The sequence below is a fragment of the Pseudomonas sp. TE6283 genome (assembly GCF_054060555.1).
In genome coordinates this window covers 1-20,160 of the sequence record NZ_JBSSDH010000007.1, presented here as the reverse complement: position 1 = coordinate 20,160, position 20,160 = coordinate 1, and the positions used below count along the sequence as shown (strand labels likewise).

17 protein-coding genes are annotated in these 20,160 nt (G+C 66.0%); 10 read left to right on the top strand and 7 right to left on the bottom strand.

Annotated features, from left to right (window positions below; all coding sequences use genetic code 11):
- Positions 1 to 66 precede the first annotated feature (66 nt).
- The 3 genes from macA to ACVWZ5_RS11865 all read left to right on the top strand — a co-directional run bounded on the left by macA (position 67) and on the right by ACVWZ5_RS11865 (position 4,161).
- Positions 67 to 1,221 carry a macrolide transporter subunit MacA gene (gene macA / locus ACVWZ5_RS11875; protein ID WP_062363080.1) on the top strand — a complete coding sequence of 385 codons (1,155 nt, stop codon included), beginning with the start codon at positions 67 to 69 and terminating at the stop codon, positions 1,219 to 1,221.
- Positions 1,222 to 1,223: 2 nt separating this feature from the next.
- Positions 1,224 to 3,227, top strand: a complete 2,004-nt coding sequence (locus ACVWZ5_RS11870) for a MacB family efflux pump subunit (RefSeq protein ID WP_069016638.1) — start codon at positions 1,224 to 1,226, stop codon at positions 3,225 to 3,227.
- Between the two features lie 124 nt (positions 3,228 to 3,351).
- Entirely contained in the window at positions 3,352 to 4,161 is an 810-nt protein-coding gene (locus ACVWZ5_RS11865) for a substrate-binding periplasmic protein (RefSeq protein ID WP_062574198.1), read from the top strand.
- A gap of 55 nt (positions 4,162 to 4,216) precedes the next feature.
- On the opposite strand, the gene ACVWZ5_RS11860 is transcribed toward ACVWZ5_RS11865, so the two are convergent.
- Positions 4,217 to 4,498: a hypothetical protein gene (locus ACVWZ5_RS11860; RefSeq protein ID WP_062574197.1), complete on the bottom strand. Its 282-nt coding sequence runs from the start codon at positions 4,496 to 4,498 to the stop codon at positions 4,217 to 4,219.
- 282 nt (positions 4,499 to 4,780) lie between these two features.
- Between ACVWZ5_RS11860 and ACVWZ5_RS11855 the strand changes: the two genes are divergently transcribed.
- Positions 4,781 to 6,868 (top strand): putative bifunctional diguanylate cyclase/phosphodiesterase, encoded by a 2,088-nt coding sequence (locus ACVWZ5_RS11855; protein WP_062574196.1) that lies wholly within the window; start codon positions 4,781 to 4,783, stop codon positions 6,866 to 6,868.
- On the opposite strand, the gene ACVWZ5_RS11850 is transcribed toward ACVWZ5_RS11855, so the two are convergent.
- Positions 6,865 to 7,128, bottom strand: a complete 264-nt coding sequence (locus tag ACVWZ5_RS11850; protein WP_028691502.1) for a DUF1652 domain-containing protein — start codon at positions 7,126 to 7,128, stop codon at positions 6,865 to 6,867. The two genes, ACVWZ5_RS11855 and ACVWZ5_RS11850, sit on opposite strands and share 4 nt — an antisense overlap.
- A gap of 298 nt (positions 7,129 to 7,426) precedes the next feature.
- On the opposite strand from ACVWZ5_RS11850, the gene ACVWZ5_RS11845 reads away from it, so the two are divergent.
- The gene (locus ACVWZ5_RS11845) at positions 7,427 to 8,656 is read left to right on the top strand and encodes a pyridoxal phosphate-dependent aminotransferase (RefSeq protein WP_457340625.1); all 1,230 of its coding nucleotides are present in this window, start codon (positions 7,427 to 7,429) and stop codon (positions 8,654 to 8,656) included.
- Here the strand turns inward: ACVWZ5_RS11845 and ACVWZ5_RS11840 are convergent.
- Together ACVWZ5_RS11840 and ACVWZ5_RS11835 are read right to left on the bottom strand one after the other, a co-directional pair.
- A complete protein-coding gene (locus ACVWZ5_RS11840) occupies positions 8,582 to 9,229 on the bottom strand; it encodes a DUF1345 domain-containing protein (RefSeq protein ID WP_062574194.1) in 648 nt (215 codons plus the stop codon). The genes ACVWZ5_RS11845 and ACVWZ5_RS11840 overlap by 75 nt on opposite strands.
- An 80-nt stretch (positions 9,230 to 9,309) precedes the next feature.
- Positions 9,310 to 10,491 carry an NnrS family protein gene (locus tag ACVWZ5_RS11835; protein ID WP_062574193.1) on the bottom strand — a complete coding sequence of 394 codons (1,182 nt, stop codon included), beginning with the start codon at positions 10,489 to 10,491 and terminating at the stop codon, positions 9,310 to 9,312.
- A gap of 215 nt (positions 10,492 to 10,706) precedes the next feature.
- On the opposite strand from ACVWZ5_RS11835, the gene ACVWZ5_RS11830 reads away from it, so the two are divergent.
- Entirely contained in the window at positions 10,707 to 11,621 is a 915-nt protein-coding gene (locus ACVWZ5_RS11830) for a site-specific integrase (protein WP_028691857.1), read from the top strand.
- A gap of 15 nt (positions 11,622 to 11,636) precedes the next feature.
- Here ACVWZ5_RS11830 and ACVWZ5_RS11825 read toward each other — a convergent pair whose 3' ends face one another.
- From ACVWZ5_RS11825 to gspG, 3 genes are all read right to left on the bottom strand, one after another.
- A complete protein-coding gene (locus ACVWZ5_RS11825; protein WP_062574192.1) occupies positions 11,637 to 12,794 on the bottom strand; it encodes a GGDEF domain-containing protein in 1,158 nt (385 codons plus the stop codon).
- Between the two features lie 65 nt (positions 12,795 to 12,859).
- Complete coding sequence (locus ACVWZ5_RS11820) at positions 12,860 to 14,038, bottom strand: type II secretion system F family protein (RefSeq protein WP_186599795.1); 1,179 nt, start codon at positions 14,036 to 14,038, stop codon at positions 12,860 to 12,862.
- 11 nt (positions 14,039 to 14,049) lie between these two features.
- Positions 14,050 to 14,475: a type II secretion system major pseudopilin GspG gene (gene gspG / locus ACVWZ5_RS11815; RefSeq protein ID WP_028691860.1), complete on the bottom strand. Its 426-nt coding sequence runs from the start codon at positions 14,473 to 14,475 to the stop codon at positions 14,050 to 14,052.
- Positions 14,476 to 14,696: 221 nt separating this feature from the next.
- On the opposite strand from gspG, the gene ACVWZ5_RS11810 reads away from it, so the two are divergent.
- The 4 genes from ACVWZ5_RS11810 (at position 14,697) to ACVWZ5_RS11795 (ending at position 20,033) form a co-directional block, all read left to right on the top strand.
- Positions 14,697 to 15,260: a lytic transglycosylase domain-containing protein gene (locus ACVWZ5_RS11810; protein WP_375547225.1), complete on the top strand. Its 564-nt coding sequence runs from the start codon at positions 14,697 to 14,699 to the stop codon at positions 15,258 to 15,260.
- Between the two features lie 147 nt (positions 15,261 to 15,407).
- Positions 15,408 to 16,853, top strand: coding sequence for an ATP-binding protein (locus ACVWZ5_RS11805; protein ID WP_343582254.1), 1,446 nt, complete (start codon positions 15,408 to 15,410; stop codon positions 16,851 to 16,853).
- 290 nt (positions 16,854 to 17,143) lie between these two features.
- Positions 17,144 to 18,637 carry a sensor histidine kinase gene (locus tag ACVWZ5_RS11800; protein WP_062574189.1) on the top strand — a complete coding sequence of 498 codons (1,494 nt, stop codon included), beginning with the start codon at positions 17,144 to 17,146 and terminating at the stop codon, positions 18,635 to 18,637.
- Entirely contained in the window at positions 18,606 to 20,033 is a 1,428-nt protein-coding gene (locus ACVWZ5_RS11795; RefSeq protein WP_457340624.1) for a sigma-54-dependent transcriptional regulator, read from the top strand. Before ACVWZ5_RS11800 ends, ACVWZ5_RS11795 begins: the two co-directional genes overlap by 32 nt.
- The last annotated feature ends 127 nt before the right edge of the window (positions 20,034 to 20,160 follow it).

Genomic DNA, 20,160 nt, shown 5'->3' with positions numbered 1-20,160 from the left:
CACCGTCGTGGGCGCGGGCCATGCCCGTGCCCACGGGACCTCAGCGGATTCTGGAAGAACGGTTTTATGGAAAAGACGAAGTTTCGCAAGATCACCCTTGGGCTCGCCGCGGCCCTGGTCGCTGGTATCGTGCTGTACGCGGTGCAGGCCCCGGCCAAGCCGCCGCAGTACATTACCGCCACGGTCGAGCGTGGCGACATCGAGAACGCGGTGCTGGCCACCGGCACCCTGGAGGGCATCCGCCAGGTGGACGTCGGTGCCCAGGTTTCCGGGCAGCTCAAGTCGCTGAAGGTCAAGCTCGGCGACAAGGTCAGCGAGGGCCAGTGGCTGGCCGAGATCGACCCGCTTGTGCCGCAGAACACCCTGCGCCAGGCCGAGGTCGACGAGGAGAAGCTGCAGGCCGAGCGGCGCTCGGTGCAGGCCAAGCTCAAGCAGGCCAGGCGGGTCTACGAGCGGTACGAGGTGCTGCAGGACGACGAGTCGATCTCGCGCCAGGATTTCGAAAGTGCCGAGTCCGAGTTCGAGGTGCAGCAGGCCAACCTGCGCTCGCTGGACGCGCAGATCAAGAGCGCCCGGGTACAGATCGACACCGCCAGGGTCAACCTCGGCTACACCCGCATCGTCGCGCCGATCAATGGCCATGTGGTGGGCATCGTCACCCAGGAAGGCCAGACGGTGATCTCCAACCAGTTGGCGCCGGTGATCCTCAAGCTGGCCGACCTCGACACCATGACCATCAAGGCCCAGGTGTCCGAGGCCGACGTGATCCATATCAGCCCCGGCCAGCAGGTGTACTTCACCATCCTTGGCGACGACCAGCGCTACTACGCCAAGCTGCGCGGCACGGAGCCTGCGCCGCAGAACTACCTGGAAAGCAGCGACAAGAACAGCGGCGCGGCCAAGCAGGCCAGCGCGGTGTTCTACAACGCACTGTTCGAGGTACCCAACCCCGAGCACCGCCTGCGCATCTCGATGACCGCCCAGGTGCGCATCGTCCTCGACACCGCCCAGGGCGTGCTCACCGTGCCGGTGGCGGCGCTGGGGCCGCGCGACGCCGACGGCAGTTTTCCGGTAAGGGTGATCGACGCCAAGGGCTTCGCCCAGGTGCGCAAGGTCCAGGCGGGGATCAACAACAACGTCAAGGTGCAGGTCAAGGATGGCCTGGCCGAAGGCGATCGGGTGGTGATCGGCGAGCCGGTGTCGGGCGAGGCGGGGGCGTGAGCATGAACATGACCGTCGAGCTTTCACCGCACCTGGCGCGGCCTGCTGACCAGCAACAGCCGTTGCTGCGCCTGCAGCGTGTCAGCCGCAGTTTCATGGCCGGCGACCGTGAGTTCCTGGCGCTCAAGGGCATCGACCTGCAGATTCATGCCGGTGAGCTGGTGGCGATCATCGGCGCCTCGGGCTCGGGCAAGTCGACCCTGATGAACATCCTCGGCTGCCTGGACCATGCCAGCGCCGGCAGCTACCAGGTCAGCGGCCAGGAAACCCGTGACCTGGACGACGACGCCCTGGCGGCGCTGCGGCGCGACCATTTTGGTTTCATCTTCCAGCGTTACCATCTGTTGCCGCACCTGGATGCCCTGCGCAACGTCGAGATCCCGGCGGTGTATGCCGGCGTGTCCCAGGCCGGGCGCCATGCCCGCGCCCGCGAACTGCTCGGGCGGCTGGGCCTGGCCAGCCACCTGGCGCACCGCCCGAGCCAGCTGTCCGGCGGCCAACAGCAGCGGGTGAGCATCTGCCGGGCGCTGATGAACGGCGGCGAGGTGATCCTCGCCGACGAACCCACCGGCGCCCTCGACACCGCCAGCGGCAAGGAGGTGATGAACATCCTGCTGGAACTGCACGCTGCCGGGCACACGGTAATCCTGGTGACCCACGATCCCAAGGTCGCCGCCCACGCCGAGCGGATCATCGAGGTCAGCGACGGGCAGATCGTCAGCGACCGCCGCACCCGGCCCGAGGCACCGGCGCCGACCGCCGCGGCCGCGCCGGCTGTCGAGCAGGCGCGGCCGCGGCTGGTGGCCAGCCTGGGGCTGTTCCGCGAGGCGTTCAAGATGGCCTGGATCGCCCTGGTCTCGCACCGCATGCGCACCTTGCTGACCATGCTCGGGATCATCATCGGCATCACCTCGGTGGTGTCGATCTCGGCCATCGGCGAAGGCGCCAAGGGCTACGTGCTCAAGGACATCCAGGCGATCGGCAGCAACACCATCGACATCTATTCGGGCACCAGTTTCGGCGACAGCCGGGCCAAGGCCATCGAGACCTTGATGCCGGCCGATGTGACGGCGCTCAACGCGCTCTACTACGTCGACAGCGCCACGCCGGTGATCGGCCAGAGCTCGCTGGTGCGCTACCGCAACATCGACGCCGACGTACAGCTCAACGGCGTCAGCGAGCAGTACTTCCAGGTGCGCAACATTCCGCTGGCCTCGGGGATCGTGTTCAGCGCCGACGACGCCCGGCGCCAGGCGCAGGTGGTGGTGATCGACCACAACACGCGCAAGCGCCTGTTCGGCGACGGGGTCAACCCGCTGGGGCAGGTGATCCTGGTCGGCAAGCTGCCGTGCACGGTGATCGGCGTGACCGCCGAGAACAAGAACCTGTTCGTCGCCGGCAACACGCTCAACGTGTGGATGCCCTACGAGACCGCCGCCGGGCGGGTGCTCGGCCAGCGCCATCTGGACAGCATCAGTGTGCGGATCAAGGACGGCATGCCGAGCAAGCGGGTGGAGGAGGAGGTCAACAAGCTGATGCTGCAGCGCCATGGCACCAAGGACTTCTTCACCAACAACCTCGACAGCATCATGCAGACCGTGCAGAAGACCAGCCGCTCGCTGACCCTGCTGCTGTCGCTGATCGCGGTGATTTCACTGGTGGTCGGGGGGATCGGGGTGATGAACATCATGCTGGTATCGGTCACCGAGCGGACCCGGGAGATCGGCATTCGCATGGCAGTGGGGGCGCGGCAGTCCGATATCCGCCAGCAGTTCCTGGTGGAGGCGGTGATGGTCTGCCTGATCGGTGGGGTGATCGGGATCGGGTTGTCCTATGGGATCGGTTATTTGTTCGCGTTGTTCGTCAAGCAGTGGGAAATGGTGTTTTCGCTGGGATCGATCGTCACGGCGTTCGTGTGTTCGACGCTGATCGGGATCGTGTTCGGCTTCGTGCCGGCGAGGAACGCGGCGCGGTTGGACCCGATCGAGGCGTTGGCGCGGGATTAGACGGTATTGCGCCTGCCGGCGCGGCACAATGGTTCATCATGTCGCATATGGCATTCGTGCGTTTCTCGTGCACACTGTGTAGGGCCATGTTGTCAGTGGCGTAATCCATGGTAAGAGGAGCGCAATGAGCGGACATTGTCTGGGTCTGTCTGTGTTGTTGTCGTTCGCCTTGGCGGTGATGCCCAAGCTCGCCGGTGCCACTGACGCCTGCCAGCACCTCACCGCCACCGGCAATCCGGACTATCCACCCTACCTGTGGCGTGATCCGCATGACCCCGGGCGGCTGATCGGCGCCAACGCCGACCTGCTCAAGCAGGTGGCCAAGGAGCTGGGACTGGTGGTGGACGTGGTGTATGTCGGGCCTTGGTCCAGAGCCCAGGAAGAGGTGAATACCGGGCGTGTCGACATGCTCGCGGGGTATTTTCGCACCCAGGCGCGGGAGCAACTGGTGGACTTCGTCAGCCCGCCGTTCCTGTTCAACTCCAGCGTGGTCTGGGTACGCAAGGGCGAGGGCTTCGCCTACAGCGACTGGTCCGACCTCAAGGGGCGGCGTGGCGGGACACTGGTCAACAACAGCCACGGCCAGGCCTTTGACGACTATGCACGGGCGCAGCTCGTGCTCGAGGCCGTGCCCAGCGTCACCCAGGCCTTCCAGAAACTGCTGCTCAAACGCAGCGACTATGTGATCTTCGAACACTACCCAGGCCTTGCCCTGGCCCGCATGCTGGGCAAGGAACAGGCGCTTGAAGTGCTCGACCCACCGGTCTCAAGCGAGGGGTTGTACCTGGCGCTGTCGCACAAGTCGGGCTGCAACAAGCCGGCGCTGCGCGAGCAGCTGGCGCGCAAGATGAAGGCGCTGGTCGGCGGGCCATTGCCCGAGCAACTGGTGGCCGAGAACCTGCAGCGCTGGCAGCGTCAGCAGACGGGCCAATAACTCATCCGCCTGCCTGTCGCAGGAAGGTCACCGCGTTGGTCGAGCGAGCGCTGGGCTAGCCTTTGCACCTGGCCACGACCACCTGGCAGGTGTGCGGGGTGCCGCCCGACCTGCCGGCGTAGCGCACGCAGCTGTCCAGTGACTTCTTGCTGGCCATGGCCAGGGTGGGGCCGAAGGCCAGGCCGCCTTCGCCGCTGCTGGGCAGAGCCTTGGCGTAGCAGTTGGCGCCTTGGGCCGCGTAGCGGGTGGTGGCGTGTTTGCTTGAACAGCCGGCAGTCAGACACAGCGCGAAGACAAGCAGGGTGAGCAACGCTGCCTGGTTGGGTGGGATGGCCATTGCGAGCTCCTGGGGCAGCAAGTTTGCAGGGGGCGGCCTGTTGAGATTAGCTGGAGTCGCTTCGTTTGGCTTGGGTTTCGTGGTGACGCGATGAGGCCCGAAACGACAAGTGGCAATATGCCTTCAATTGCTGGGCAATGCGCTCTAGCCCAGTCCCTGCGGCGTCTCTTGCCGTTCATTGGATCCATTTAGCTTCGCGAAAACCCCGTGCGTTTCGCCAAAGCTTGAGTACAATCATCGGCTTTTTCCGGGCCGTCCCCCGGCCTGTTCCTGGAAGTGCAAATGCTGATCGGTAGTTACTCATCCTCGCTGGTGTTGATCTCGCTGTGCGTGGCCATCCTTGCCTCTTATACGGCCCTGGACCTCACCGGGCGCATCGCCACGGCCAAGGGGCGCGCGGTGTACCTGTGGATGGGCGGCGGGGCGTTTGCCATGGGCATCGGTATCTGGTCGATGCACTTCATCGGCATGCTGGCGTTCAGCCTGCCGATCGAGCTGGGTTATGACACCACGCTTACGGTCCTGTCGCTGCTGATCGCGGTGGCCTCCTCAGGCTTTGCGCTATGGCTGGTGAGCCAGCCGCGACTGCCGTGGCTGCAGTTGGTGTTCGGTGCCTTGATCATGGGCACCGGCATCGCCTGCATGCACTACATGGGCATGGCCGCGCTGCGCATGCAGCCGGGCATCGACTACGACCCGACGCTGTTCGGCGTGTCGCTGGCCATCGCGGTGGGGGCGTCGGCGGCGGCGCTGTGGATCGCCTTCCGCCTGCGTCAGCACACCCCCTATGTGCGTCAGATCCGCGGTGTCGCGGCGGTGGTGATGGGTATCGCCATCGTCGGCATGCACTACACCGGCATGGCTGCGGCCAGCTTCCCGGCGGGCAGCTTCTGCGGCGCGCTGGCCACGGGCCTGGCCGGCGACGGCCTGGACTACCTGGTGCTGATCACCACCCTGGCGGTGCTGGCGGTTGCCCTGTTGACCTCGGTGCTGGACGCCCGCCTGGAGGCGCGCACGGCGGAGCTGGCCCGCTCGCTGACCCTGGCCAACCAGGAGTTGACCCAGCTGGCCCTGCACGACACCCTGACCGGCCTGCCCAACCGCACGCTGCTGGCCGACCGTATCGACCAGGCCATGGGCCGGGTGGCGGAACAGGGCGGCTGCTTCGCCCTGATGTTCATCGACCTGGACGGCTTCAAGCCGGTCAACGATGCCTTCGGCCACCATGTTGGCGACCTGTTGCTCAAGGCCGTGGCGGCACGCCTGCGCGGCCATCTGCACAGCCAGGACACCCTGGCTCGGATCGGCGGCGACGAGTTCGTGCTGCTGGTGGAGCTGGACGAGCCGGACGACGCCATGAACGTCGCGGTCAAGCAGGTCAACCTGATGGCCAGGCCGTTCCGCGTGGCCGAACACGACCTGCAGCTGTCGGCGAGCCTGGGCATCGTGCTGTACCCGGGCAACGGCCTGGACCAGCATGAGCTGCTGCGCAATGCCGACGCAGCCATGTACCACGCCAAGAGCGCCGGCAAGAACGGCTACAGCTTCTTCGACGCCTCGATGAACAGCAACGCCCGCCAGCAACTGCAACTGCTGCAGGACCTGCGCACGGCCCTGGAGCACAATCAGTTCCGCCTGCATTACCAGCCCAAGTTCGACGCTGTGCAGCGCCAGCCGATCGGCGCCGAGGCCCTGCTGCGCTGGGAGCATCCGCAACATGGCCTGATACTGCCGGACCGCTTCATCGGCCTGGCCGAGAAGACCGGCCTGATCATTCCGATCGGCGAGTGGGTGCTGGGCGAAGCGTGCCGGCAGATGCGCCAGTGGCTGGACGAGGGCAACCAAGACTGGCGCATCGCGGTCAACCTGTCGGCCATTCAGTTCTGCCATGCCGGGCTGGTCGACAGCGTGGCCCAGGCGCTGAACGAGAACGGCCTGCCGGCCAACCGCCTGACCCTGGAAATCACCGAAACCACCGCCATGCGCGATGCCGACGCCAGCCTGCATGTGCTGCAGCGTCTGTCGGACATGGGCGTGGACCTGTCCATCGACGATTTTGGCACCGGGTATTCCAGCCTGATGTACCTCAAGCGTCTACCAGCCAATGAGCTGAAGATCGACCGCGGCTTCGTGCGCGATCTGGAACAGGACAGCGACGATGCGGCGATTGTCTCGGCCATCGTCGCCCTGGGCCAGGCGCTGGGCTTGCGAATTGTCGCCGAAGGGGTGGAAACCGACCGCCAGCAGGATTTCCTCACCCGCCTGGGTTGCGACTCGCTGCAGGGCTACCTGCTTGGCCAGCCAGTGCCGCCCGAGCAGTTCATGAAAGGGTTGCAGACGTTGAAGGCGCGCCAGGAACAGGCAATCTAGACGGCGCTGCGCATGGGGCTGGCCAGCAGGTCGAAGATTTCCATCTCGGCTTCCACTGCCTCGATGATCCGCTCGACATCGGCGGCGGGCATGATGGTGGCGCAGGGGATGCCGGCGATTGCCAGCAGGGTCTCGCCAGTGACCCGGTCGAACAGCCGGGCGACCATGCTGCGCGGGGCATCCATGCTGGCCTCGAAGCCCAGCGGATGGAAATGCCAACGCATCACCTGGCAGGCGTTGGGGAACGTCATCTTGTTCATGCCAGCCTCCTTGTTCGTGTCCTGAACACGGTGATTTCGTAGCGGTAACACTGTGGCCTTCCTGGCAGTCGGGACTCTAACCATAGCACCTGCCATGACAGTAATCGCCAGAAAATAAGGCAGATGTACTAATGCATGACGGCGGTCACAGTCCTGTCACGATGAACGGTGGGTGTCTATCTGCCGGGGCAAACGTTTTCCCTGTGGGCGGGCGGCTGGCAGCGAGAGTTGCTCTGCTATGTTTATCGGCAGCGCTTTTCGGACCAACGGTGTCGGCCGGGCAGACAGGGAGACAGTCATGCGTTTTTCCACGCTTACCCAACGTATTGCCGGCCATGCAGTCGCCGCCTGGGACATTCACTACCAGGCCCTGGAGCAACGCCGCCTGGGGCGCGAAATCTTTCTGCTATCGGTGGGCGACCCCGACTTCGACACCCCGGGCCCGGTGGTCGAGGCCGCCGTGGCCAGCTTGCGGCGCGGCGATACCCATTACAGCGATGTGTGTGGCAGTCTCGCCTTGCGTGAGGCTGTGGTGCGCCACAGCCAGTTATCTTTGGATCCCGCGCAGGTCGTGGTGACCGCCGGAGCCCAGTGCGGCCTGTTCGCGACCTTTCAGTGCCTGTTCGAGCCCGGCGACGAGGTGATCGTCGCCGAGCCCATGTACGTGACCTATCACGGCGTGTTCGGTGCTTGCGGTGCACGGGCCGTACAGGTCGCGGTGCGGCCGGAGCAGGGGTTTCGCCTGGATCCTGCCGCAGTGGCCAGGGTGATCACTCCGCGCACCCGGGGCCTGCTGCTCAACAGTCCGCACAATCCGACGGGCGCGATGATCGACCAGGCCGACCTGGAGCGCCTGGCGCAGTTATGTCGGGAGCATGATCTGTGGCTGGTCTGCGATGATGTCTACCAGTCGCTGCTGTACGAAGGTGAGGCGTCCAGTCCGTTGAGCCTGCCAGGCATGGCCGAGCGCTGCGTGTCGATCGGCAGCCTGTCCAAGTCCCATGCGATGAGTGGCTGGCGGGTCGGCTGGGTGATCGGCCCGCCGCTGTTCGCCCAGCACCTCGGCACACTGGTGATGAGCATGCTGTTCGGCCTGCCGGAGTTCGTCATGCATGCGGCTTGCGTGGCACTGGACCAGGCTGGGGTAGACGTGCGGCGGATGCGTGAGGTCTACCGACAGCGGCGTGACCGGGTCTGCGCGGCGCTGGGGGGCTGTCCGGGCATTCATGTCCATAGGCCGGTCGGCGGCATGTTCGTGATGCTTGACATCCGCGGCAGCGGGCTCGGCGCCCAGGCGTTCGCCCAGCGCCTGCTGGACGAGGAGGGCGTGGCCCTGCTGCCGGGGGATGGGTTCGGGCCGAGCGCGGCGGGACATCTGCGCCTGGGGCTGGTGCTGGAGGCCGCTGTGCTGGAACAGGTGTGTCGGCGCATCGCCGCCTGCGCGCTGCGGGTGCTAGCCGAGCAACCCGGCGGCGATGTTGATGGTAAAACCGAGGATCGCCGTGTTGAACACGAAACCTACCAGTGAGTGCGCCAGCACCACCCGGCGCATGGCCCGGCCGGCGACGCCGATGTCCGAGGTCTGCACGGCGACGTTGATGGTGAACGAGAAGTAGTGGAAGTCCCAGTAGTCCGGGTTGCGCTCGCCGTCGGCAAAGCGCAGGGGCGGTTCATGGCGGTCGCCGGTGTAGAACAGCCGGGCGTAGTGCAGGCTGAAGATGCAGCCGATCAGCAGCCATGAGCCGGCCACGGTCAGGCCGGTGTACAGGTAGTGCAGGGCCAGGGCGCCGCCCTCCAGGCCGCGGCTGGATACCAACTGCAGGGTGACGGCGGCCAGGCTGGCGATGGCCGAGACGCAGACGGTGATCAACACCAGACCGGCGTTTTCATCCTCGATGCGGGCGACCTTGCGCACCCGCTCGGCATTGGCCCGCAGGCTCAGCCACAGGACCATGGCCAGGTACAGCCAGACGCCAAGGTTCCAGCCGGCAAGGATGTGCTGCACGGTATCGCCGGCGGGGATCAGCCAGCCGCCGAGCAGGCCGGCCAGGGTGGCGATACTGAGACGGGGGTGGGTGCGGGTGAGGTGGTGGAAGGCCATGCGGTCCCTTGGTGGATGAGCGTGGGTTGAACTGTAGACCAGATGCGCCCCTGGCGCGGGGCAAGCCCGCTCCACGTCGTTCAGCCCGGCATGCCGTCCACCCGCGGCCGCAGCAGGATCGGCAGGTAGTGCCAGAGGAACAGCAGCAACGCGCCGCTGCCGAACAGCACCGATACCCCCAGCCCCAGCGGCGTGAACGGCGTCACCACGACCCGAGCCAGCGCCGCCAGCTGGATCAGCGCGAACGCCCAGCCAATGCTGCGCGGCACCGCCAGAGGTCGCCCGGTATGCCCCAGGCTGACCCGGGCCATCATCGCCACGATCAGTCCGGTCATGGCGCCGACCGTCAAGGCGTGGGCGGCCAGGCTCGGATTGATCGCGACCCCGGCATGCCACAGCGCCAGGCCCAGGCAGGCCGGGATCAGCCAGGCGTAGGCCAGGTGCAGCGACCACAGCAGCGGCACCCGCCAAAGGCCACGGTCATGCCAAAGCACCAGGCGCACGCCGTGCAGCACCGCCAGGGCGGCGAACAGCAAGGCCATTGGCGGCTGCGGCGCATCGTTGAAGCCGAGCACGTAGGTGAGCGGCAGCGACACGCTGCCCAGCAGGCAGGCGCGGTCCAGCCAGGGGCGGGGCGGTGCAGGGCTCATGTTGCCCAGGCCGCGACGGGTGAAGAACGGGATCACCCGCCCGCCAATCACGCTCATCATCGCCGCCACCAGCCAAAGCCCGGCCAGCACGCCGCGCCGTTGCCACAGCTCGTTGTCCTGCAGCCCGCCGGCCAAGGTCAGCCACTGGCAGGCGGCGATCAGCAGCACCAGTGCGACGATGGGATAGTTGTTGCGCAGCCGCCGCTGCACGATCGGTCGCGCCAGGGCCAGCGCCACCAGCGGCAGGAAGGTACCCTCGATCAAGACCAGCAGCCAGGTCGGCAAGGGCAGGAACCAACTGATCCGACCCAGCAGCCAGAGCAGGAACAGCCCCTGCAGCGGCCGGCCGCTCAGGCCCGGGATACCGCTCCAGTTCTGCACGGCGGTGAGCAGAAAGCCGGCGACAATGGCCACCGCGAAGCCGAACAGCATTTCATGGCGATGCCAGGCCAGCATGCCACCCGCCGGGTTGAGCTGGAGCGCGCCGGCCAGCTCGCCGGCCCACAGCAACAGGGCGACCAGGGCGAACAGGCTGCCGCCGAGGAAGAACGGACGAAAACCCAGGGCCCAAAGGGCCTGGCGTGGGCGAGCGGTGATCGGCTGGACGAGCATGGCGGGGACCTTGGTTCGATCGGAGCGGTTGAATGGGGTACCATCACGAACCATGCCAGCGTTCAAAGGCCTTGAATATCAAGGTGATGGCACTGCTTAAGGTCATTATGACTCTTTTTGTTTGTAGTCTTTTTGACCTTGATCAGGGTTGAAATGACTCGCTTTGCGCCGTCTTGCGCTCGCCGCGCATTCGGCTTTGCTACAGGATCCCCGCTGTGACCGACCTCCTGCGCAATCCGCTGCTGCAGTACCTCGCCCGCCTGGCCCCGTCCAGCCAGTTGACCATGCGCTACATCCTGCAGGATGCCGCCGACCGCCTGGGCTTCGCCGATGGCGATATCGCCGATGTGCCTTGGCACCGACTCGAGCCCGGCCATGTGATCGCCCTGGTGGCGGCGCTGCGCGCCGATGGTTACGCGCCCAATACCTCGTCGCTGTACGTCAATGCCGTGCGGGGGGTGATGAACGAGGCCTGGCGCCAGGGGCTGATCGACCACGAGCAACTGCTGATGATCCGCGAGGTCAAGCCGGCCGGCGGCAGCCGCCTGCCGCCGGGACGCAACCTGCGGCGCAACCTGATCCGTGAACTGATGGACGTGTGCGCCGCCGACCCGCGCCCCCAGGGCGTGCGCGACGCGGCGATCCTGGCGTTGCTCTACGGCACCGGCATGCGCAAGTCGGAGTCGGTGGATGTCGACCTGGACCAGGTGGACTTCCAGGAGCGCAGCGTGCAGGTGCTGGCCAAGGGCAATCGCCAACTGGTCAAGTACGCCCCGGCCTGGGCCTTCGACAAGCTGCAGGCCTGGCTCGACCTGCGCCGCCAGCACCTGCCTGCCGGCGAGCGCGACGACAGCTTCCTGTTCAACCGCATCCGTCGCGGCAGCCACATTACCCGTGCGCGCATCACCAAGCACGCGATCTATTACATTGCCCGCCAGCGTGGGGCGCAGGTGGGGGCCAAGATCATGCCCCATGATTTTCGCCGGGCGTTCATCACCCGGGTGATCGAGGAGCACGACCTGTCGATCGCGCAGAAGCTCGCGCACCATGCCAATATCCAGACCACGGCGAGCTATGACCGGCGCGATGACAACGAGCGGCGGCGGGCGGTGGAACGGTTCGACTACTGAGAGCGAGCGCGGGCCTCAGCACAGCTCGGCATAGCGCAACGCCCGGCCACGCCCCTGATGCTTGGCCGCGTACAAGGCCCGGTCGCCCATCGACAGCAGCCGCGATAGCTCCCCTGGCGCGGCCGGCTGGCTGACTATGCCGATACTTACACCCAGCAGGCCCGGTTCCAGCAACGCCAGCCCGGAAAATCCGGCGCAGATCCGCTGCGCCACCTGTTCGGCCTCGGCCTCGCTGGCGCCGCGCAGCAGGCAGGCGAACTCCTCACCGCCGATGCGCGCAAACAGGTCGTCGCGGCGCAGGTGGCGAGCGGTTTCCCGGGCGAACGCCAACAGCACCTCATCCCCGGCGGGGTGGCCGAATCGGTCGTTTATCCGTTTGAAATGGTCCAGGTCGCACAGCAGTAACGCCACCGGCACCTGGCTTGTTGCGCAGTCATGCAGCAACTGGTTGCCACGCTCCATGAACGCCCGGCGGTTGTCGATGCCGGTCAGCGGGTCGCTGTAGGCCGCGGCGCGGAGCAGGATCTCGGCGCGCTCGCGGACCATTGCCAGGGTCACATAGGAAATGCCGATGGCGAACAGCATCGACTCGAACAGGATGAAGGCAAAGAAGCCCGGGCTGGCGCCGCCGTTGTTGATCGCCTGGTCGAGGGCGACACCGTCCTCGAGCAGCGTGCGCATCAGGTAGAGCGCTGCATGCAGGGTGGTCAGGATCAGCGCCGGGGTATAGGACACCTGCAGGCGCACCCGTGGCCGCAGCAACTCGCCGATGCTCAGGCCGGTGTAGCCCAGGGTCAGCAGCGAATACACCTTCACCCGCAGGCCGAGATCGCCGTAAAAGCCCGGCCATAGGCTGAACAGCCCCCAGAACACGGCGCCGGCCAGCAGCAGCGGCCAGTGCGGTTTGCGTCCGCCGAGCACGCGCATGGCCGTCCAGCCCAGGCCGGTGCCGACCAGCAGTACGATATTCCCCAGTACCAGGGCCAGGTAGTCCGCGCCAAACCCGCGCAGGGCGTTCAGGCAGACTCCCAGGCCCGAGATCAGCAGCATCGCGCCCAGGTAGCCCAGGCTCGGATCGCTGGCGCAGCGCCGCCAGGCGTGCAGGGTCAGGATGCCCATCAGGGCCAGGATGAAAACGGCGACCAGGATCAGGGTCGGCAGGCTAAGCGGCACGATTGAAGGGCTCTAGGGGCAAACCGGCGATGCTAAGCCATGCGCATGGCCATTTGCTACCTCGCTCAGTGAATGCTCGACGCCAGTTCGAAGATCGGCATGTACATCAGGATCACGATCAGTCCGATCAGCAGGCCGATGAAGGTCATCAGCAAGGGTTCGAACAGTTTGACGAACCACTCGACCCAGCGGCCGATCTCCTGGTCGTGGAAATCCGCGCAGCGCTCGAGCATCTCGCCCAGGTTGCCCGATTGCTCGCCGGCGCGCAGCAGGCGCAGCGAAACCGGCGTGACCAGTTGCCCGGCCAGCAGCGCGTCGGACAATGGCAGGCCTTCGGCGACCCGTCGGCTGGCCTGCTCAAGGCCTTCGGCCGCACTGCTGCCCAGCAGCCCCCGGGCCATGCCCAGGGCGGTGAGGATGGGAATGCCGCCTTGCAGGAGGATCCCCAGCGAGCGGTAGAAACGCGCCAGTTCGTACATCACCAGGCGCTGGTGCAGGGCCGGTACCCGGCGCAGCAGGCGACCGGCACCACGGCGCAGTGCCGGATGGCGGCGCAGGGCGACCAGCGCGCCGAGGCCGGCGAGGGTGCCCAGCCCCAACGGCAGTTGTTGGGCATGCAGGAACAGGCCGATCTGCATCAGCACCCGTGACAACCAGGGCAGCTCGCTGCCCATGCCCTCGAACACCAGGCTGAAGCGCGGCACGACATAGCCCAGCAGGAACAGCACCACGCCGCCGCCCACCAGCAGCAGCAGCAGCGGGTAGACCGAGGCGCCGACCAGCTTCTGGCGCACCAGGTCCAGCCGCTGGCGATAGCCGATGTAGCGGTTCAGCGCATCGCCCAGGGCGCCGGTGCGCTCGCTCGACTGCACCAGGGCCACGTACAGGGCGGGAAACACCCGTGGCTGCTGGGCCAGGGCCTGGGACAGCGAACGCCCCTCGTACAGCTGGCCCACCAGTTGCGCCAGGGTCTTGCGCGTGGCGCCGCCGGGGGCTTTCTCGGCCAGGCTTTCGAGGGCGTCGATCAGCGGCAGGCCGGCGCCGAGGAGGGTGGCCAGTTCCTGGCTGAACAGCATCAGGTCGAACGCTGCCGGGCGTCGGCGCAGGGCCAGGCCCCGGCTGCGCACACTGAGCACGCGCAGGCCCTGGTCCTCGGCCTGGCGCCGGGCCTGGTCGCTGTCCTCGGCCTCGACCTGCATTTGCACCACGCCCTGACTGCCCAGGGCCTTGAGCTGGTAGCGCATGGTCGGGCTCCTCACTGCCAACTGGTGATCTCGGCATTTTCTCCGTCGCCGCCGGGCTGCCCGTCCTTGCCCATCGACAGCAGGTCGTACTCGCCGCCGTTCTCGCCGGGCTGCTTGTAGATGTAGGGGCGTCCCCAGGGATCCTGGGGTACCGCTTTTTGCAGGTATGGCCCCGACCAGCGCGCCTCGCCGCTGGGGGCGGCCACCAGGGCCTGCAGGCCCTGTTCGCTGCTGGGGTAGTGGCCGACTTCCAGGCGATAGAGGTCCAGGGCCTTGCCCAGGCCTTCGATCTGCGCCCGCGCCACTTTGGCCTCGGAACGGCCCAGCTGGCTGAAGTACTTGGGCGCGACGATGCCGGCCAGCAGGCCCAGCACCACCAGCACCACCAACAGTTCGAGCAGGGTGAAGCCGCGTTGGCTGTGGATGTTGCGCTGCATGGTGAAATCCTCCAGTGCGTTTACCCCTGCCATGCAACAGCCGTGCACGTCTGCGCCGGGCCCTTGCGCCATGAGCGCTGGCGGGCGGCACGGCGCTTGCGTCATAGCCGAAAAGCCCGGTTCGACGGGCCATTTTCCCCACATCGGGGGCCACTGTTGTTCTTGTGCGGCGGGAGGTGACCGACATGCGTGGACTGATCCTGGGATTGGCGGCGGGGCTGATGGCGCTCGGCGCCCAGGCCGACATCTACATCGCCAGTGATGGCAAGGGCGGCTTCGTGCTGTCCAACGTGCATCGGCCAGGACGGCACTATGAGCGGGTGATCAAGGAGAACGGCTTGGCTGGCGGGCCGGTCAACGCCCAGCTGGTCACCGGGCGGCCCTATGCCGACCTGGTGGCGGCCGCGGCCTTGGCCAACGATGTGTCGCCTGCGCTCTTGCATGCGCTGATCAAGGCCGAGTCCGGCTACAACCCCAAGGCCCGTTCGGCCAAGGGGGCGGCGGGGCTGATGCAACTGATGCCGGACACGGCGAAGGAGATGGGTGTCGCGGATGTGCTGGACCCGGCGTCCAACGTGCAGGGCGGGGCGCGCTATATCAAGCGCATGCTCAAGCTGTTCGACAACGACATCACCCTGGCGGTGGCGGCCTACAATGCCGGGCCCGACGCGGTGCTCAGCCGGGGGAGGGTGGTGCCGCCGTTTGCCGAGACGCGGCGGTATGTGCCGGCGGTCTTGCGTGAGTATCGGTTGCTGCGCGGGCTGGCTGAGGATGCGCCACTTTGAGGGCGGCCGGCGCTCGATCTCAAAGGCGCTGCAAGGCTCGCGGCGAGCACCTGGCAGCCTTCATGCGACTAGTAGCCCGACCGACACCCCATGGTTTCCCCAACTCTGGGCTATAACCTCTAAAGGTGCCCAGCCGCGGAGCCCGCCATGGACCTCGCCCCCCGTCCCGACACACTGCTGCCCGCCGACACCGTCCCGGCGCGCAAGCCGTTCAACCTGCTGCGCTGGTACGCCTGGGTGAGCCTGGCGGTCATCGTCTCGGTGGGTGTCGGCCTGGGCCTGATTTCCAGCCGCTTCATCATCAATGAGAGTGTCGAGCGCGACGCCTTGCTTACCGCGCAGTTCATCACCTCCATCGCCGATGCCGAAGTACGTCATGTGTCGATCCCCAACGTGCGGACCATGGGCGAACTGCTCGACCCGCGTACCGACAAGGCCCTGTCGGACGTCGACCCCGAGGCCCGGCGCCGTGCCCGGGGTGAGTTCCTCGACCATATCGCCCATCTGCCGGACATACTCCTGGCCAACATCTACGCCCCCGATCGCACGGTGATCTGGTCGAGCAACCCGGCGCTGATCGGCAAGCTGATCGAGTCCGACGACGACCTCGACCGGGCCTTCGCGTACAAGATGCGGGTGTCGGCCAGCTACCACGACTTCGAGCGGGCGCGCAGCGAGCAGAAGTTCGTCACCCCGCCCGAGGAGCTGTTCATCGAGAACTACATTCCCCTGTTCGATGCCGACGACGAAAACGTCACGGCCATGGTCGAGATCTACAAGGAGCCCCACGACCTGATCGTGCGCATCGAGCACGGCCTGCTGCTGATCTGGCTGGCCATCGCCGTGGGCGCCGGCCTGGTCTACGTCGGCCTGTACGGCATCATGCGCCGCGCGGCGCGGCTGATGGCGGTGCAGCAGAAGCGGCTGATCGGCAATGAAACCTTCGTCGCCCTGGGCGAGGTGTCGTCGGCGGTGGCGCACAGCCTGCGCAACCCGCTGGCGAGCATCCGCTCCAGCGCCGAACTGGCCCAGGCGTTCGATGATGGCCCGGCGCAGAAGAACATCAGCGACATCATCAGCCAGGTCGACCGCATGTCGCAGTGGGTGCGTGAGCTGCTGCAGTCATTGCGCCCGCTCGGTGACGAGGCCGTGCCGGTGGATGTGGCCCAGGCCGTGCGCGACAGCTTCCAGGCCCATGACCAGGCGCTGCGGCAGAGGGGGGTGCGTCTGGTCATGGACGAGCTGCCGACGGCCCGGGTGCTGGGCCAACCGGCTTTGCTCCGGCAGATCTTCAACAGCCTGATTGCCAACGCCCTGGAGTCGATGGAGGCGGGTGGAGAGCTGCGCGTGGAGGTGGTGCGCCACGACCGCCGCACCCTCAGCCTGCGTCTCTCGGACACCGGCAAGGGCATGAATGAGCAGCAGCAGCGCATGGCCTTCCGGCCATTCTTCACCACCAAGCAGGGTGGCGTGGGCGTGGGGCTGATGCTGGTCAAACGGATCATGGAGTGCTTTGGTGGTTCGGTGCGGTTGAGCAGCCGCGAGGGGATGGGGACACGGGTGTTGTTGAATTTTCGTGTCGCAGTTATGTGATTATCAACTGTAGATATATCTATTAACCTATTGTTTTGTAAGTATTTTATTGGGTATGGGTGGCAATTCCCCAGAAGTGGGGGATTTTTCTATATTTAGCATTAATAAATTTGTTCAAGCATGTGATCTATAAAGAAAAATAAAATAGTTGACGCGTTGGCTGAGTTTTTGCTTCACCTGATACAAGCCTGAGGCGGCACCGTCCGCCCGGCCTCAATGGAGTCACTTTGCTACTATCGGTAGCAATGGCATGCCGATAGCCTTCATCGGCCCCAGGCGGGAGCGACGCAATGCAGACGCTCGACAATGATGCCTCTGACAAGCCCGGCAGTCTCGCTTCCGGGTTGGCCGCGCCGCTGAGCGAGTTCAACCTGCTGCGCTGGTTCTCGCTGGTCAGCCTGTTGATTATCGCCTCGGTCGCCGGCGGGTTGGGATATGTCTCGACGCGTTTCGTGGTGCGTGACAGCGTTGAACGCGACGCCATGCTCACTGCCCAGTTCATCCAGGCCATGGCCCAGGCGGAGGTGCGCCATTCGCAGCTGCCGCCCGGCATCACCATGGGCGAGCTGCTTGACCCGCGTATGGACCAGCAACACCTGCAGTTCACCCCACAACTGGCCGAGTCGACCCGGGTCGAGTTCCTTGACCACATCGAACACCTGCCCGACACCCTGCTGGCCAATGTCTATGGTCGCGACCGCCTGGTGGTCTGGTCGACCAACTCCAACTTGATTGGCAAGCGCATCGACGAGGACGCGGACCTGGAGCGCGCCTTCCATTCGCGCAAGTCAGTATCGGCCAGCTACCACAAGGCCGATGAGGAGCGCGAGGAGCAGAAGTTCAAGCGCGAGCCCCGGCACCTGTTCATCGAGAACTACATACCGCTGTTTGACAGCCAGGGCGAGCAGGTGCTGGCCATGGTCGAGATCTACAAGGAACCCCAGGATCTGGTGCGGCGCATCCACCGTGGCTACGTGCTGATCTGGGCCTCGACCCTGGTCGGCGGGGCGCTGGTCTACTTCGGCCTGTTCTGGATCGTGCGCCGCGCCGCCAGCCTGCTGCACCACCAGCAGGACCGCCTGGTGGCCAGCGAGACCTACGTGGCCCTGGGCGAGATGTCCTCGGCGGTGGCCCACAGCCTGCGCAACCCGTTGGCCAATATCCGCTCCAGCGCGGAGCTTGCTCAGGACATCGCCAGTCCGGCGGCGCAGAAGAATATCGGCGATATCATCACCCAGGTCGATCGCATGTCGCGCTGGGTCCGCGACCTGCTGGTATCGCTGCGCCCGGCCAGCGACGAGCCCGAGTCAGTGGACCTGGTGGCGGCCATCGAGGATACGCGCCAGACCTTCGCCCCGCAGATCGAGCGCAACGGCGTGCGCTTCGCCTTCGAAGGGCCGCCAACACAATGGGTGGCCAGCCAGCCGCTACAACTGACGCAGATCCTCAACAGCCTGTTCGCCAACGCCCTGGAGGCCATGCCCCAGGGCGGCGAGCTGCGCGCCGAGGTTCGCCAACTGGAGGGCCAGCAGGCGCAACTTCAGCTCAGCGACACCGGCAAGGGCATGAACGAGCAGCAACGGCGCATGGTGTTCAAGCCGTTCTTCACCACCAAGCAGGGCGGGCTGGGTGTCGGCCTGGCCCTGGTCAAGCGGATCATGGAGCGCTTTGGCGGTGCGGTCGAGCTGACCAGCCGCGAAGAGGAAGGAACCCGCGTCAGCCTGACTTTCAAAATTGCAGCGGGAGGGGACCATGGAGCACAGCATCCTGGTGGTCGAGGATGATGAAATCCTCGCCGACAACATTCGCACCTACCTGGGCCTGAAAGGCTTCGAGGTCACGGTGTGTCACAGTGCGGAACTGGCGCTGGAGCAGATCAAGCGCGCCCGGCCCGACGCCGTGCTGACCGACAACTCGCTGCCCGGCATGAGCGGCCACGACCTGCTGCGCACGCTGGTGGCGCAGGCGCCGGAGCTCAAGGTGATCATGATGACCGGCTACGGCAACGTCGAGGACGCCGTGCTGGCCATGAAGGAGGGGGCGTTCCACTACCTGACCAAACCGGTGGTGCTGGCCGAGCTCAAGCTGATGCTGGACAAGGCCCTTGCCGCCGAGCGCATGGAGCGCACGCTGTCGTTCTACCAGGAACGCGAGGCGCAGAAGTCCGGGCTGCAAGCGCTGATCGGCGAGTCGCCGGCCATGCTCGAACTCAAGCACACCCTGCGCCAATTGCTCGACGCCGAGCAGCGCATGGCCAGCGGCGACCTGCCGCCGGTACTGGTCGAGGGTGAGACCGGTACCGGCAAGGAACTGGTGGCCCGCGCCCTGCATTTCGACGGCAGTCGGGCCAAGGGGCCGTTTATCGAGTTCAACTGCGCCTCGATTCCCGCCAACCTGCTGGAGGCCGAGCTGTTCGGTCATGAGAAGGGCGCCTTCACCGATGCCAAGGAGCGTCGTGTGGGCCTGGTCGAGGCGGCCGATGGCGGCACCTTGTTCCTCGACGAGATCGGCGAGATGGACCTGGTGCTGCAGGCCAAGCTGCTCAAGCTGCTGGAGGATCGGACCATCCGCCGGATCGGCGCGGTCAAGGAGCGCAAGGTCGACCTGCGGGTGATCAGCGCCACCAACTGCAACCTCGAGCAGATGGTCCAGCAGGGCAAGTTCCGCCGCGACCTGTTCTTCCGCCTGCGCATCATCGCGCTCAAGGTGCCGCGCCTGCATGCTCGCGGGCAGGATATCCTGCTCCTGGCCCGGCACTTCCTGGCTCATCACGGGCGGCGCTACGGCAAGCCCAACCTGCGTTTCTCGGCCGAGGCCGAGGCGCTGATGCTGGGCTATGGCTGGCCGGGCAACGTGCGCGAACTGCGCAACATGCTCGAGCAGACGGTGCTGCTGGCGCCCGGCGAGGTGATCGGCGCCCATCAGCTGAACCTGTGCCTGACCCTGGTCGACGAGCCGCCGGCGCAACCGGGGCAGGTGCTGGCGTTCGAAGCGCCGCGCCACGAGCCCCCGGGTACCGCCAGCCTGCCGGACATGGAGCGCGACATGGTCTGCCGCACGCTTGATCGCACCGACTGGAACGTCACCAAGTCGGCACGTCTGCTGGGGCTGTCGCGGGACATGCTGCGCTACAAGATCGAGAAGCTCGGCCTGACCCGCCCGGACAAGCGCCAGTGGTGACCAGCCCAGCGCGATCCCTGTAGGAGCGGCCTTGTAGTGGTCTACTAACCCCGGACACCTCTTAAGGGCGATATGATTCGCCCATTCAGGAGGTTCCATGCAAGAACGAAAGACCTATACCCGCGAG

What these genes read in the sequence shown, in the direction of transcription:
- macA (WP_062363080.1), top strand. Translation starts at nt 67, where the DNA reads ATGGAAAAGACGAAGTTTCGCAAGATCACCCTTGGGCTCGCCGCGGCC.
- ACVWZ5_RS11870 (WP_069016638.1), top strand. Translation starts at nt 1,224, where the DNA reads ATGAACATGACCGTCGAGCTTTCACCGCACCTGGCGCGGCCTGCTGAC.
- gspG (WP_028691860.1), bottom strand. Translation starts at nt 14,475, where the DNA reads ATGCAGCGCAACATCCACAGCCAACGCGGCTTCACCCTGCTCGAACTG.
- ACVWZ5_RS11860 (WP_062574197.1), bottom strand. Translation starts at nt 4,498, where the DNA reads ATGGCCATCCCACCCAACCAGGCAGCGTTGCTCACCCTGCTTGTCTTC.
- ACVWZ5_RS11850 (WP_028691502.1), bottom strand. Translation starts at nt 7,128, where the DNA reads ATGAACAAGATGACGTTCCCCAACGCCTGCCAGGTGATGCGTTGGCAT.
- ACVWZ5_RS11795 (WP_457340624.1), top strand. Translation starts at nt 18,606, where the DNA reads ATGGAGCACAGCATCCTGGTGGTCGAGGATGATGAAATCCTCGCCGAC.
- ACVWZ5_RS11855 (WP_062574196.1), top strand. Translation starts at nt 4,781, where the DNA reads ATGCTGATCGGTAGTTACTCATCCTCGCTGGTGTTGATCTCGCTGTGC.
- ACVWZ5_RS11800 (WP_062574189.1), top strand. Translation starts at nt 17,144, where the DNA reads ATGCAGACGCTCGACAATGATGCCTCTGACAAGCCCGGCAGTCTCGCT.
- ACVWZ5_RS11865 (WP_062574198.1), top strand. Translation starts at nt 3,352, where the DNA reads ATGAGCGGACATTGTCTGGGTCTGTCTGTGTTGTTGTCGTTCGCCTTG.
- ACVWZ5_RS11805 (WP_343582254.1), top strand. Translation starts at nt 15,408, where the DNA reads ATGGACCTCGCCCCCCGTCCCGACACACTGCTGCCCGCCGACACCGTC.
- ACVWZ5_RS11820 (WP_186599795.1), bottom strand. Translation starts at nt 14,038, where the DNA reads ATGCGCTACCAGCTCAAGGCCCTGGGCAGTCAGGGCGTGGTGCAAATG.
- ACVWZ5_RS11810 (WP_375547225.1), top strand. Translation starts at nt 14,697, where the DNA reads ATGGCGCTCGGCGCCCAGGCCGACATCTACATCGCCAGTGATGGCAAG.
- ACVWZ5_RS11845 (WP_457340625.1), top strand. Translation starts at nt 7,427, where the DNA reads ATGCGTTTTTCCACGCTTACCCAACGTATTGCCGGCCATGCAGTCGCC.
- ACVWZ5_RS11840 (WP_062574194.1), bottom strand. Translation starts at nt 9,229, where the DNA reads ATGGCCTTCCACCACCTCACCCGCACCCACCCCCGTCTCAGTATCGCC.
- ACVWZ5_RS11835 (WP_062574193.1), bottom strand. Translation starts at nt 10,491, where the DNA reads ATGCTCGTCCAGCCGATCACCGCTCGCCCACGCCAGGCCCTTTGGGCC.